Here is a 13,814-nt window from a genome sequence, read left to right as displayed (position 1 = left end):
TAACGATGCGCGGGGGGCACCCAACACCCACCTCCAAGCCCGCGGCGGCAGCCGAACGCCCAACTGCCGTGGTGGTGGGAGGCGGCATCTCCGGCCTGATCGCCGCAAGGGAATTGGCTTCCGCCGGCTCAGCCGTGACTGTCCTGGAGGCAGGAACTTCCTGGGGCGGTTGTGTGGGAAGCCATGTTGTTGCGGGGCTGCGATTGGACAGCGGGGCGGAGTCGTTTGCCACGCGGTCCACGGCCGTAGCCGATCTCGCGCGTGAGTTGGGTCTGGCAGAGCGCATAGTGGCTCCTCATCCCGGAGGGGCCTGGGTGCAGCTTCCGGACGGGCCGCAGGAACTTCCCAAGACCGGAGTGCTCGGCATTCCGGCAAACCCGTGGGACCCTGAGGTCAGGCGGTCTCTTGGGCTTGCCGGATCCATCAGGGCCTCCCTGGACCGTTGGCTCCCAGCCTCTGTGGGTACGTCCTCGGAGGTCACCAGCGTTTCCTCGTTGGTGCGTACCCGTATGGGCAAAAGAGTTCTGAAGCGGCTTGTTTCGCCGGTAGTAGGCGGAGTCCACTCGGCTGATCCTGCCCTGTTGGATGTGGACATGGTGGCCCCGGGCCTGCGTGCCGGAATCCGCACCCACGGTTCTCTCGCTGCTGCGGTTGCCACTCAACGCAAAACAGCCCAACGTCCGGCGGCGTCCGGCGCCGGAGCAGCTTCCGGTCCTGCAAAGGCGGGTTCCGCCGTAGCGGGCCTCAAGGGCGGAATGAACACCCTGGTGGAGGCCCTGGTGGCTGATCTGCGGGAGCGAGGAGTGCAGCTGCTGAGCGGGCGCCACGCCGATGCCGTCGTGAAGACGGCCGATGGTTGGCAGGTTACCGCGGGAGAATCAACGTTCGACGCCGGCCGCCTGGTGGTGGCTCTTGATGGTCCGGCCGCTGTGGGCTTGTTGGAGAAATCCTTGCCTGAACTCTCCGGGCTGCGTCCGGCTCCGGGGCCCTTGGTGAGCTTGGTGACCATGGTGGTGGACCTGCCGCAGCTCGATGGCAGGCCACGCGGGACCGGAATCCTGGTGGCGCCTGAAACCCCGGGGATCAGGGCCAAGGCGCTGACCCATGCAACGGCGAAGTGGGATTGGCTGGCGGAGCAGGCCGGCCCGGGTACGCATGTTCTTCGTTTGTCCTATGGGCGGCGCGAAGAGGCAAACGCAGGTCCGGATGTTCTCATGGATGACGATTCCCTCCTTGCTGCTGCCGTTGAGGATGCCTCGGCGCTGCTGACTGTGCCGGTTTCCAGGGCGGACATTGTGGATTGGGATGTGGTCCGCTGGGCGGGTGCCTTACCGTTCGCCGCCGTCGGTCATAAACAGCGCGTGGAACAAGTCCGCAGGGCGTGCTCCGCTGCCGATCGACTTACCGTGGTGGGCGGTTGGTTGGCTGGAAACGGCCTTGCTGCGGTTGTGGCGGATACCCGCAGGCAACTGGCTTCGGTGCGTGAGGATGATTCCCGCTAATTGTGATTTGCATCACTTCTACGTCTTGTAGAACTGATCCGTTTCGACTTAGCGGCCAGCACGGGGCAAACTTGAACCATGAGCCACACTTCTGCCGAATCTGTCACTAAAACTGCTGAAACCGAAGAACAGTTCTTCACGCTGTGGACGGTCTTCAAGCGCTCGGCCGACGTCCTGCGCAGCGGCGATGCTGCCCAGGAGTTCGAAGCCCTCACGGAGAAGCTCGCGGAGGGCGGCGTGATCCTCCGCGGCAGCTATGACGTCTCGGCAATGCGCTCGGACGCCGACATCATGGTGTGGCTCCACGGCGCCAAGCCCGAGGACCTGCAGGCAGCCGTCCGGTCCATCCGCCGCAGCAAGCTCTTCGCGGGAACCGACATCGTCTGGTCCGCCATGGGCGTGCACCGCGAGGCTGAATTCTCCAAGAGCCACGTGCCTGCTTATGCTCGGGGCGTCGAGCCCAGCACCTGGCTCTGCGTCTACCCGTTTGTGCGCTCCTACGAGTGGTACATCCTTCCGGCCGAGGAACGCGGCGCCATGCTCCGCGAACACGGCCTGCTGGGCAGGGAATTCCCGCAGGTCATCTCCAACACCGTCTCCTCCTTCGCGCTGGGGGACTGGGAATGGATTCTTGGACTCGAGGCACCGGAACTGGTGGACCTTGTCGACCTGATGCGCCACCTGCGGGACAGCGAGGCCCGCAACCATGTCCGTGAAGAAATCCCCTTCTACACCGGTCGCCGCGTCACGGCTGCCGAGATTGCCGAGGTTCTCGCATGACCGGCCCCGCTGTATCCACTGCACAGAACGCCGTCACTGAGCGTGGCCGCCAGGAAGCCAAGCATTACGACGCCGTGCTGCTCGCTTCCTTCGGTGGGCCCGAAGGCCAGGAAGACGTCATCCCCTTCCTCCGCAACGTCACCCGTGGCCGGGGCATCCCGGACGAACGCCTCGAAGAGGTTTCGCACCACTACCGTGCTTTCGGCGGGATCAGCCCCATCAACCAGCAGAACCGTGAGCTGAAGGCCGCCATCGAGGCTGAGCTGGCCAAGCGGGACATCGAGCTGCCCGTACTTTGGGGCAACCGCAACTGGGACCCTTACATTGCGCCCGTCCTGCAGGACGCTTACGACGCCGGACACCGCCGGATCCTGATGCTCACCACCAGCATCTACTCCTGTTACTCCAGCTGCCGCCAATACCGCGAGGACATTGGCATCGCCCTGACGGAAACGGGCTTGGACGGTAAGCTCGAGGTGGACAAGATCCGCCAGTACTTCGACCACCCCGGCGTGGTTCAACCCTTCCTTGAGGGCACCGCCGCCGGTCTGGAAGAGATCCGCGGCAAGCTGGCCGCTGCCGGCGTTGCTGATCCGGACTCGAAGATCCGGGTGCTGTTCGCCACGCACTCCATTCCTACCCGGGATGCAGAGGCCGCGGGCAGATCCGAGGACGAGCCGCGCGAATTCGCTGAGGGTTCGGCTTACGCTGCGCAACACCTCGCCAATGCCCAGGCCATCATGGACGTTGTTGCACCGAATGTCGCTTGGGACCTGGTGTACCAATCCCGCTCCGGCGCCCCGCACATTCCCTGGCTCGAGCCGGACATCAATGACCACCTTGAGGAGATCGCTCCCCAAGGCGTCCGCGGCGTGGTGATCGTTCCCCTTGGGTTTGTCAGCGACCATATGGAAGTTGCCTGGGACCTGGACACCGAGGCACTGGAAACCTGCAAAAACCTCAACATTGAAGCCACACGCGTTCCCACCCCGGGTACCCATGCGGCCTTCGTGTCCGGCCTGGTGGACCTCATTTGTGAGCGCACGGTGGAGAACAACATCGCAGAACGTCCGCACGTGACTGATCTGGGCCCTTGGTACGACGTCTGCCGTCCCAACTGCTGCGAGAACTTCCGCGGAGCCAAGCCCGTCATCTCAGAAGTAGGCGCAGGGATCGGCATCGGCCATGACCCCTATCCTGCCCCGGAGGTTGCCAAGTGACTGTTCGCATCGGCACCAGGGCGAGCAAGCTTGCCCTGACGCAGACGCAGCAAACAGCGGACCGCTTGGCTGCAGTTGGCGGTTTCCCGGTGGAACTCGTGCACATCAAGACCGAAGGCGACGTCAAGACCGGCTCGCTTTCCCAGATGGGCGGTACGGGTGTGTTCGTCGCGGCCCTTCGGGATGCCCTCCTCGCCGAGACCTGTGATGTTGCCGTGCACTCCCTCAAGGACCTGCCCACGGGGGCGGCACTTGGCTTGAGCATCGCCGCAACACCCAAGCGGGTGGATGTCCGCGATGTCCTTTGTGCACGCAACGGTATGACCCTCGCTGAGCTACCAGGCGGGGCCAAAGTCGGCACAGGCTCACCACGGCGTGCCGCTCAACTTCGGGCTGCGCGTCCGGACATTGAGGTGTTGGATATCCGTGGAAACGTGGATACGCGCCTCGGCCGGGTTCCGGGTTTGCCGGGAAATGTTACGGATGAAGTTGTCCCCGGCAAATCGTGCGATCTTGACGCCGTGGTATTGGCCGCTGCTGGCTTGGAACGCATGGATCGCCTGGACACCGTGAGCGAGTTCTTCGAGTCCGACGTCATGTTGCCGGCCCCGGGACAAGGAGCGCTGGCGATCGAGTGCCGGACTGCTGACGCTCCGCGTGTGGCAGGCTCCACCGAGGGATCCAACGGAGTGCTGGCGCAGGCCCTTGCGGCGTTGGATGACAACGACACCCGCCTTGCAGTCACTGCCGAACGCGCCGTCCTGGCACGTCTTGAAGCCGGCTGTGCAGCTCCCGTGGGGGCTTACGCCTTCCGGAAGGGCAGCATGCTGCATCTTGAAGCAGTGGTCTGTGCCGTGGATGGCACCAAGACTGTGCGGGAGAAGAAGGCCACCGACGGCCTCACGGAGGTCGGAGCGACGTTGCTTGGCATTGAAGTGGCCGAGCTTTTGCTCGCTGCAGGCGCCGCGGAGATCGCGGATCTTGCCGCATCCTGAGCCGCATGAAATGAACGGATTGACCGGTCGGCGTGTCCTGATCACCAGGAGCGCCGACCGTGCACGGCCGTTGGCGTCGCTCCTGCGTAACCGGGGGGCCACGCCGTTGGTGCTTCCGCTCATCGATTTTGAAATGACCCCGGATCAGGCGCCCCTGGATGCGGCCTTGAACGGGTTGAGGGCCGGTGACTTCAATTGGCTGGTGATCAGCAGCATCACCACCGTCCGGGTTTTGTTGGAGAAGGCCGCGCAGCGCGGAGTCGTGCTCACGGATCTCGTTCCGCCGGGAACGAAAGTCGCCACTATTGGTTCTTCATCCCGGCAGGTTCTTGAATCGGTTGGCCTCACCGTCGCGTTGGCTCCTGCAGATGTCCAGTCCGCAGAAGGCCTCCTTGCTGTGTGGGATACGTCCGCTGAGCGCGTTTTCCTTCCGCAAGCTGATATCGCCGCGCCAGGCCTGCGCGAGGGACTGACGGCCAAGGGCGCGAAGGTGACCTCCGTCGTCGCCTACCGGACGGTGGACTACCCTGCCCGCGCGGAACTGCGCCTGACCGCGGACCTTCCCTCCGGCGTCGTCATGTCCGACGCCGACGCTTCGCCGATCCTCAGCGTCGAAGAGACACGGGCGGCACTGGACTCAGAAAACCTTGATGCCATGGTGGCTGCCTCTCCCAGCGCAGCGCGCCGAATAGCTGCCACGTTGCTGCCCTTGGGCAGTTGCCGGCTGATCGCCATTGGACGTCCGACGGCGGCGGAAGCGACCAGGCTTGGCCTCACCGTGGCTGCCACCGCCAAAGAACCAACTCCGGACGGCATCGTGGCCGCCCTGGAATCTGTTTTTGCCAACGAAGGGAATACGCAATGAGCTTTCCGAACCATCGTCCCCGCCGCTTGCGCACAACTCCGGCCATGCGCAGGCTCACCGCCGAGAACCGCTTGGCGCCAGCGGACCTGATCCTCCCGGCGTTCATCCGCGAAGGACTCACCGAGCCCAGTCCCATCAGCTCCATGCCCGGCGTCGTCCAGCACACCACCGAATCCTTGAAACGGGCTGCAGCAGAAGCGGTGGAGTTGGGTGTGGGCGGCATCATGCTGTTCGGTGTGCCCGCCGTCCGTGACGCCCAGGGCACCGCTTCGTTGGATCCCGAAGGTGTCCTGAACAAAGCCATCCGCGACGTCAAAGCCGAGGTAGGCGATGACCTGGTCATCATGGGCGACGTTTGCCTGGACGAGTTCACCGACCACGGACACTGCGGGGTCCTCGACTCAGAGGGCTACGTGGACAACGACGCCACACTGGAAATTTATGGGCGGATGGCTGTTGCCCAAGCCGACGCCGGAGCCCACGTCCTGGGGCCCTCCGGGATGATGGACGGGCAGATCGCGGTCATCCGCCAGGCGCTGGAGGAATCCGGTCACAAGAACACAGCAGTTCTTGCCTACGCAGCCAAGTACGCGTCAGCGTTCTACGGCCCCTTCCGTGAAGCCGTGGATTCCCAGCTCAAAGGTGATCGCCGGACCTACCAGATGGACGCGGCCAACCGCAGGGAAGCCATTTTGGAAGTTGAGCTGGACCTGGAAGAAGGCGCGGACATGGTGATGGTCAAGCCCGCCATGAGCTACCTGGACATCCTGGCCGACGTCGCGGCCATGAGTCCAGTGCCGGTCTCGGCCTACCAAATCTCCGGTGAGTACGCCATGATCGAAGCGGCCGCCGCAAACGGCTGGATCGACAGGCGGGGTGCCATCACCGAATCCGTCCTCGGCATCAAGCGTGCCGGAGCCGATACTGTCCTGACCTACTGGGCCTCCGAACTGGCAGGCTGGCTGAAGGAGTCCTGATGTCCTCTGTTCCCGTTGATTCCGCTGCCGCACCAGAATCCGGTGCCCCCTCGGACCCCGCCGCGCCAGTTTCGGCACATGAAATCCTGCTCGGCCTGAACACATTCGGTGATGCCGGGGTGGATGAAGACGGGAACCCCAAAGAGCATGCGCGAGTACTGCGTGAGCTGCTCCAGGAAGCAAAGCTGGCTGACGCCGTCGGAATCCATGCTTTCGGTGTGGGAGAACATCACCGGCGCGATTTCGCTGTTTCGGCGCCCGAAGTCTTCCTGGCAGCGGCGGCTGCAGTGACCTCCCGCATTCGGCTGGGGTCCGCTGTCACCGTGCTCAGCTCCGATGATCCCATCCGGGTATTCCAGCGATTCGCAACTGTGGACGCATTGTCCAACGGCCGGGCCGAGGTCATGCTGGGCCGGGGTTCGTTCGTGGAGTCGTTCCCGCTCTTTGGCTTGGATCTGGCCGACTACGAGGTCCTGTTCGAGGAAAAACTGGAACTCTTCGATCAGGTCCGTGCGCAGAAACCCGTTCATTGGGAAGGGCGGACGCGGGCAAACGTCAATGGGTTGCAGGTATACCCCCACCTGCAGCACCACCTGCTTCCGGCCTGGATCGGTGTAGGCGGCACTCCTGAGTCTGTATTGCGTTGCGCCCAGTACGGCTACCCCATCATCTTCGCCATCATTGGGGGAGAGCCTCGCCGCTTTGCGCCGCTGGTCAACCTGTACCGTGAGGCAATGGCGAAGTACAGCCATCCCATGCGCCAGATCGCAACCCACTCACCTGGTTTCATTGCTGACACGGACGAGGCTGCCCGCGAGGAGCTTTTCCCGCACTGGCTGGAGCAGCGCAACAGGATCGGTGCTGAACGTGGATGGGGTCCGGGGAACCGAAGAGAGTTCGATACCATGTGCGGCCCTGAAGGTGCCCTCTACGTTGGCTCTCCGGAGACCGTGGCGCAGAAAATCGCGTTGCTCAAGCGAAATCTCGGCGTGGATCGCTTCGACCTCAAATACAGCAATGGAACTCTGCCGCATCAATCCATGATGCGTTGCATTGAGCTGTACGGCACCGAGGTGGCCCCCAGGGTTGCCGAGCTGCTGGCCGCACATTAGACCGCGGCCCAACCGCTCCTGAATCACTGAAAGAATAGGAACCATGACTTCAAACACCCCCGTGTCCGATCAACTCTTCGACCGCGCCCGGTCCCTGATGCCCGGTGGCGTGAACTCGCCGGTGCGGGCCTTCGGCTCGGTTGGCGGTACTCCGAAGTTCATGGTTTCGGCCAAGGGCGCCTACCTGACGGACGCGGACGGCAAGGAATATGTGGACCTCGTTTGCTCGTGGGGGCCGGCATTGTTGGGGCACGCGCATCCTGCCGTGCTCGACGCCGTCCATGCAGCCGTGGATCGTGGACTTTCCTTCGGCGCTTCCACGCCTGATGAAGCCAACCTGGCCGCGATCGTCAAGGACAGGGTGTCCGCGGTCGAACGCCTGCGCATGGTCTCCACCGGAACCGAAGCCACCATGACCGCAGTCCGCTTGGCCCGCGGATTCACCGGCCGCAACCTGATCATCAAGTTCGCCGGCTGCTACCACGGGCACCTTGACGGACTGCTGGCAGCAGCGGGCTCGGGAGTTGCAACCCTGGCATTGCCCGGATCGGCCGGTGTCACAGAAGCTACCGCCGCCGAAACCCTCGTCCTGCCTTACAACGATCTCGCCGCCGTCGAGGCTGCTTTCGCTGCCCACGGTCAGAACATCGCTGCCGTCATCACCGAAGCCGCACCGGCCAACATGGGAGTTGTCACCCCGGGGGAGGGCTTCAACGCAGGCCTGTCCCGCATTACCAGGGAACACGGTGCCCTTCTCATCCTGGACGAAGTCCTCACCGGCTTCCGCACGGGCTACGCCGGCTACTGGGGCCTGACCGGTCGCCAGGAAGGCTGGGCTCCGGACCTGCTCACCTTCGGCAAGGTCATTGGCGGAGGAATGCCGACGGCGGCGCTGGGCGGCCGCGCCGACGTCATGGATTACCTCGCTCCCGTGGGACCGGTCTACCAGGCCGGTACGCTGTCCGGAAACCCGGTGGCCATGGCGGCAGGTGTGGCAACGCTGAGTAACGCAACTCCGGAGGTCTACGCCTACGTTGATGCCCGCTCGCTGGAGCTCTCCGCTGCGCTTTCCGCTGCCCTGGACGCCGCAGGTGTTGACCACTCCATCCAGCGCGCAGGAAATCTGTTCTCCGTCGCCTTTGGCACCTCTGCCCACGGTGTACACAATTACGACGACGCCCAGCGGCAGGAGAGCTTCCGGTACGCCCCGTTCTTCCACTCCATGCTGGACTCCGGGGTTTACCTGCCGCCGTCTGTCTTTGAGGCCTGGTTCCTCTCCGCAGCCCATGATGACGCAGCCATGAACCGGATCTTTGACGCCCTTCCGGCGGCCGCGAAGGCCGCAGCGGGCGCCACGGCCTAGTCTCTGGCGATTCCTGGTCCTTGGTGATGCCCTGGCCTTCCTGCACGAAGCAGGTGGCCGGGGCATCGTTGCTTGTCCCGGGGTAGGCTCGTAGGTGGAAACCCACCCCCAACGAATTCACGGTTTACCATGCGCAATTGTCCATCCGTTGCATCGATCAGTCTCAGCATCGCCACTGCGGGAGCCCTGCTGGCCACGGCTACCGCATGTTCCAGCGGCACTCCGAACTCCAGCCAAGCGTCATCGGAACCGCAATCAACGGTTACGTCCTCTTCGCCCTCAGGATCATCAACCCCCACTACCCAACGCACGTCACCCGAAGCATCCGCAGCGCCTTCCGTCCCGCCTGCACCTGCACCGACTACCCGGTCAGCGGCCGAGCAGCAACTCGCCGCGCTCAGCCTGGAGCAGCGCGTGGGTCAGCTGTTCATGGTGGCAGCCAAGGCAACCGGCGCCGAGCCGGCAACCTTGCAAGCACTCACCAAGTATCACGCCGGAAATGTCTATCTCAGTGGGCGCAGCAAAGCCGGAACGGGACCCACAGCCGGCGTCGTATCTTCTCTGACCAGCACAGTTTCCGCTGATACAACGGGAGGGGTGCCCCTTTTTGTAGCAACGGACCAAGAAGGCGGCTACGTCCAGGTGCTGTCCGGCCAAGGTTTTTCCACGATTCCTACTGCCTTGGTGCAGGCGTCTTCCGGTGCCGCAAAGCTTCGCACAGACGCAGCGGCGTGGGGTAAGGAACTCCGCAGTGTGGGCGTCAATGTAAACCTCGCACCGGTCCTGGATACAGTAACCAGTCCGGAATTTGCGCCGTCCAATGCCCCGATCGGCCACTTTCAGCGGGAGTACGGCTATGACCCGGGCACCGTCTCGCTCTTGGGCAACGCTTTTGCGGACGGGATGAAAGACGCCGGCGTGGCCCCCGTGGTTAAGCACTTCCCGGGCTTGGGCAGGGTTGTTCCCAACACTGACGTCAGCAAGGATGTTCGAGACACAACCACCACAAGGGATGATCCTGCGCTGAAGCCTTTCCAAGCAGCGATCACCTCCGGCGCCCAATGGGTGATGGTCTCCAATGCTTACTACGACAAAATCGACCCCGCGAATATTGCACCGTTCTCACCGATGGTGATGGACACCATGCTGCGCTCTGACGCCGGATTCAAGGGGATCGTTCTCTCCGATGACCTCTGCAGTGCCGCTCAGTTGGAAGCCTGGTCCGATGCAGACCGGGCACTGAACTTCTTTGGCGCGGGTGGAACAATGCTGGTGTGCGCCAACCCCGCAAGCATTCCGGCCATGCACCAAGCAGTGGTGCAGAAGGCTGTGGCGGACCCGGCCTTCCGGGCAAAGGTGGATGCCGCAGCGCTTACGGTACTGCGGGTGAAAGCCGGTCAGTAGCGGCAGAGCCTCCTGAGTGCAGCAAAGAACCCCGCCTTCATTTCGAAGGCGGGGTTCTTTGCAAGTGATGCCTGTTCAGTTGTGCAAACAGTTCCTAGAGAACGTCCGACAGGAAGCCCTGAAGGCGTTCTGTTTGCGGGTTGGTGAACAGTTGCTCAGGAGGACCGGATTCAACCACTACGCCGGCATCCATGAAGGTGACAATGTCAGAGACGTTGCGGGAGAAGCCCATTTCGTGAGTCACCACAACCATGGTCATTCCTCCCTGGGCCAGATCAGTCATGAGGGCAAGGACACCCTTGACCAGTTCAGGGTCCAGCGCGGACGTAGCTTCGTCAAAGAACATCACTTCAGGCTTCATGGCAAGCGCACGGGCAATCGCCACGCGCTGCTGCTGGCCACCGGAAAGGTTGGCAGGACGCGAGTCAGCTTTGTGCTTCAAACCCACAAGGTCCAGTTGAGCGAGGGCTTCGTCGCGGGCTTGTTCCTTGGACATGCCACGGAGTTTGCGCAGCGCCAAGGAGATGTTCTCAGCCACCGTCTTGTGCGGGAAGAGGTTGAACTGCTGGAAGACCATGCCGATCCGCCGCCGCAGTTCATCCGGGTTGTCTTTGAGCACCGAACGCCCATCCAGCAGGATGTCGCCCTGGTCCGGCTCGATGAGCCGGTTCATGACCCGGAGGAGCGTTGACTTGCCGGAGCCTGAGGGGCCGATCACGGAGGCCGTGGTGCCCTTCTCGACGTGGAGGTCGATGCCCCTGAGAACATGGTTGCTGCCGAAGGACAGGTGGATGTTCTTCGCCGTCAACGTGCCTGATGCGAATTCACTCATGCCTGCGCTCCTTTTCCAACAACGGCCGCAGCCTCGTCCGGTTCCTTCTTCTCTGGGCGTCCAGCGCGCATGCGGGCGTCAATGAAGTTCACAAAGTGCGTGAGGGGAATGGTCAATGCCAAGTAGAAGATGGCTGCTGCCACGTACGGGGACAGGTTTCCGCTGTTGGCTGCAAAGTCCTTGCCGATCTGGAAGATTTCACGCTCGGATGCCAGGAGGCCAAGCATGAACACCAGTGACGATTCCTTGATCAATGCAATGAACTGGTTGACCAGCGCAGGAAGTACCCGCCGGATGCCTTGGGGCACTACCACCAGGCGCATAGAGGAACCGTAGCTGAAACCCAACGCACGGGTGGCCTCGAGCTGGCCTTTATCCACGCTCTGTATGCCGGACCGGAAGATCTCACCGATGTACGCGCCGGACATCAACGACAATGCTGCGATTGCCATGGGGTACGGGCTCGTGGAACCCGTTAATTCACGAATGATCGGGCCGAATCCGAAACCGATCACCAGGATGGTCAGCACCGGAGGAAGCCCGCGGAGAATGTCCGTGTAGATGCGGGCTACCCACCGTGCTGCTGCGTTCCGGGAAATCCCCATCAGGGCAAGCAGCATCCCGAGAGCGGTCCCGATGATGCCCGAGACGACAGCCAGGACGATGGTGTTGGGCAGACCGACGGCGAACATCTTGGGGATGACTTCGCCCATTGCCTCCCAGTCAAAGAAGGTCTCGGCTAGTTGATTGAGGATATCCATGGAACGCCTTGGTTACTTGGCGGGGAGCTGGACGGCCTTGCTGCCCGGCTTCCAGCCCTGGGGAGTCTGCTCGGCGGCAGTGGGACGGTCCTTGTACCACTCAGCCGTGAGCTTGGCCCACGTGCCGTCAGCGATTACGGCATCCAGGCCGGAGTTCAGGGCGTCGATCAGCGGCTGGTTGTCCTTGTTCACGGCGTATGCAGTGAAGTTCTGGGTGTTGACAACCTTCTCGGCGATCTTGGTGTTGTCGCCTTCCTTGACCTGGCCTTCGGCCTGCTGGGAAGGAGCAACCCAAGCGTCGATCTGGCCGTTCTTCACGTTGCCGTAGACCGTGTTGTAGTCAGGGAAACGGACCGGCTCGATCTTGAGCGTGTTGGTCATGTAGTCGTCCTGGACGGTGCCCTGGACGACGCCGACGCGGAGGCCTTCCTTCACGTCAGCGAAGCCGGTGACCTTGGAATCGTTCTTGGTCACAATGGCCATGTAGCCGAAGTCGTAGCCGTTGGTGAAGCCCACCGTCTTGCGACGGGCGTCCGTGGTGGAGATCGAGGAGGATCCGACGTCGAACTGCTTGTTGCCCACCTGGGAAAGGAGCGCCGAGAAGTCAGTAGACGCGAATTCAACCTTGAGGCCCAGCTTGTCGCCAATGGCACGCAGGAGCTCGTTGTCGTATCCAGTGAACTTGCCGGAAGGATCAATGAAGATGTTTGGCGGGGCATCGGAGAGGGTGCCTACGCGGAGGGTGCCGTCGGTGATCAGGCCCAGCTTGGACTTGTCGATCTGATCCAGCGGAGTCACGTCGGCGGTGGTAAACGTGTCCAACGACTTCTGGTCGCTGCCGGCCAGCGCATCGGTGGGGGAGCCGCTGGGCTCGGAGGTTCCTCCGCCGCATGCTGCCAGGGAAATCACCAGGGCTGCGGCCACGGGGGCAACAGACAGCCACTTAGGGGCTTTGAATTTCATGAAGAAATCACTTTCATCGAGTCACGGAGACGTTTCGCGGTGGGCGGGGAATGCGGCAGCAATACGAAGGTTGGCTGCTTTAGCAGACTTCAACCCGCCAAACTTAATTATGTCACCAGCTCACCAAGGCATGGTGAATCGAAGAAACGGTTGCTTACCCTCAATTTTACCGAATAAAGTTCCCCTAGTGGGGCGAGGCATGTCCGGACAATTCCGCTACTGGGGGTATGCGCGGAATCCCCGCCCTAAAAATCCTGGACAGGAGGTTCCCGAAGTTCCTGTGACTTGCGTCGCAGAACGTAACCCCCGAAGGATGCCTCCGGCTTAGAAGCCGCCCCGGCTCGCATCCTCGGGCGGAAGAACCGGCCACTCACCCTCGATGACGGCGGTGGGCTTGCTCCGCCGCAAGTATTGTTGGAAATCGGCTGCCTGGGACGCCGCCCAGTCTACTTGCAGCTGATGCAGCGTGGACGCCGGCATCTGCAGCTTGGGAAACTTGCCGGCCATGGCGTCCAAAACCCGGAGCGTGGCCAAGGCATCCGCCGCGGAGGTATGGGCGTTTGTCAGGTCCACGCCGTATTCCTCGCACAGGGCAGTCAGGGTGCGCTTTCCCTTGCGATAGCGGTCCACCTGCTTATTCATCACATAGGGATCAAGCACGGGGAAGCGGCTCAGTTGGGGAACGCCGTAGCGGGCAGATTCTGCCGCCAACACGGTGAAATCGTAACTGGCGTTAAAAGCAATGACGGGAGTGCCGTCGTCGAACAGTCCTTGAAGTACCCCGGCCACTTCGCGTGTGACTTCTGCTGCCGGGCGGCCTTCGGCGCGGGCCTTCTCCGTGGATATCCCGTGTACCTCGCTGGCTTCGAGCGGGATCTCCACGCCGGGATCTGCGAGCCACTCGTGCTCTGCCATGAGCTCCCCGTGGGCATCCACAACTGTGATGGAAGCGGTGACGATCCGAGCTGACCGCGAGTTCTTCCCGGTGGTCTCGAGGTCGAATGCGGCGCGGGAGAGGGTGTTCCAGGAGCTCATGTCTT

The 13,814-nt window shown here is 62.6% G+C and carries 13 protein-coding genes; 9 read left to right on the top strand and 4 right to left on the bottom strand.

Annotated elements, in window-relative coordinates:
- Nucleotides 1-5: 5 nt before the first annotated feature.
- The 9 genes from hemG to ABI796_RS12935 all read left to right on the top strand — a co-directional run bounded on the left by hemG (nucleotide 6) and on the right by ABI796_RS12935 (nucleotide 10,218).
- Nucleotides 6-1,502: a protoporphyrinogen oxidase gene (gene hemG, locus ABI796_RS12975; protein ID WP_141285671.1), complete on the top strand. Its 1,497-nt coding sequence runs from the start codon at nucleotides 6-8 to the stop codon at nucleotides 1,500-1,502.
- 78 nt (nucleotides 1,503-1,580) lie between these two features.
- Nucleotides 1,581-2,282 carry a hydrogen peroxide-dependent heme synthase gene (gene hemQ / locus ABI796_RS12970; protein ID WP_141285673.1) on the top strand — a complete coding sequence of 234 codons (702 nt, stop codon included), beginning with the start codon at nucleotides 1,581-1,583 and terminating at the stop codon, nucleotides 2,280-2,282.
- Complete coding sequence (locus ABI796_RS12965; RefSeq protein ID WP_141285675.1) at nucleotides 2,279-3,502, top strand: ferrochelatase; 1,224 nt, start codon at nucleotides 2,279-2,281, stop codon at nucleotides 3,500-3,502. Before hemQ ends, ABI796_RS12965 begins: the two co-directional genes overlap by 4 nt.
- On the top strand, nucleotides 3,499-4,497 hold the full coding sequence (gene hemC, locus ABI796_RS12960) for a hydroxymethylbilane synthase (protein ID WP_141285677.1): 999 nt from the start codon (nucleotides 3,499-3,501) through the stop codon (nucleotides 4,495-4,497). Before ABI796_RS12965 ends, hemC begins: the two co-directional genes overlap by 4 nt.
- Before the next feature lie 10 nt (nucleotides 4,498-4,507).
- Complete coding sequence (locus ABI796_RS12955; RefSeq protein ID WP_141285679.1) at nucleotides 4,508-5,362, top strand: uroporphyrinogen-III synthase; 855 nt, start codon at nucleotides 4,508-4,510, stop codon at nucleotides 5,360-5,362.
- On the top strand, nucleotides 5,359-6,339 hold the full coding sequence (hemB, locus tag ABI796_RS12950; RefSeq protein ID WP_141285681.1) for a porphobilinogen synthase: 981 nt from the start codon (nucleotides 5,359-5,361) through the stop codon (nucleotides 6,337-6,339). Before ABI796_RS12955 ends, hemB begins: the two co-directional genes overlap by 4 nt.
- The gene (locus tag ABI796_RS12945; RefSeq protein ID WP_141285683.1) at nucleotides 6,339-7,451 is read left to right on the top strand and encodes an LLM class flavin-dependent oxidoreductase; all 1,113 of its coding nucleotides are present in this window, start codon (nucleotides 6,339-6,341) and stop codon (nucleotides 7,449-7,451) included. Before hemB ends, ABI796_RS12945 begins: the two co-directional genes overlap by 1 nt.
- Nucleotides 7,452-7,494: 43 nt before the next feature.
- Nucleotides 7,495-8,814, top strand: coding sequence for a glutamate-1-semialdehyde 2,1-aminomutase (gene hemL, locus ABI796_RS12940; RefSeq protein ID WP_141285685.1), 1,320 nt, complete (start codon nucleotides 7,495-7,497; stop codon nucleotides 8,812-8,814).
- Nucleotides 8,815-8,943: 129 nt separating this feature from the next.
- Nucleotides 8,944-10,218: a glycoside hydrolase family 3 N-terminal domain-containing protein gene (locus ABI796_RS12935; protein ID WP_141285687.1), complete on the top strand. Its 1,275-nt coding sequence runs from the start codon at nucleotides 8,944-8,946 to the stop codon at nucleotides 10,216-10,218.
- 94 nt (nucleotides 10,219-10,312) lie between these two features.
- Here ABI796_RS12935 and ABI796_RS12930 read toward each other — a convergent pair whose 3' ends face one another.
- From ABI796_RS12930 to ABI796_RS12915, 4 genes are all read right to left on the bottom strand, one after another.
- A complete protein-coding gene (locus ABI796_RS12930) occupies nucleotides 10,313-11,050 on the bottom strand; it encodes an amino acid ABC transporter ATP-binding protein (RefSeq protein ID WP_017198579.1) in 738 nt (245 codons plus the stop codon).
- Nucleotides 11,047-11,811, bottom strand: coding sequence for an amino acid ABC transporter permease (locus ABI796_RS12925; protein WP_218028020.1), 765 nt, complete (start codon nucleotides 11,809-11,811; stop codon nucleotides 11,047-11,049). Before ABI796_RS12925 ends, ABI796_RS12930 begins: the two co-directional genes overlap by 4 nt.
- 12 nt (nucleotides 11,812-11,823) lie before the next feature.
- Nucleotides 11,824-12,774, bottom strand: coding sequence for an ABC transporter substrate-binding protein (locus ABI796_RS12920; protein WP_218028021.1), 951 nt, complete (start codon nucleotides 12,772-12,774; stop codon nucleotides 11,824-11,826).
- 324 nt (nucleotides 12,775-13,098) lie between these two features.
- Entirely contained in the window at nucleotides 13,099-13,809 is a 711-nt protein-coding gene (locus tag ABI796_RS12915) for a 3'-5' exonuclease (protein WP_141285689.1), read from the bottom strand.
- Nucleotides 13,810-13,814: the final 5 nt, after the last annotated feature.

The sequence above is a fragment of the Paenarthrobacter aurescens genome, assembly GCF_041549525.1.
GTDB lineage: Bacteria > Actinomycetota > Actinomycetes > Actinomycetales > Micrococcaceae > Arthrobacter > Arthrobacter aurescens.
Note: the sequence above shows the minus strand (reverse complement) of the source record. Positions and strands in the feature narration are given on the sequence as shown.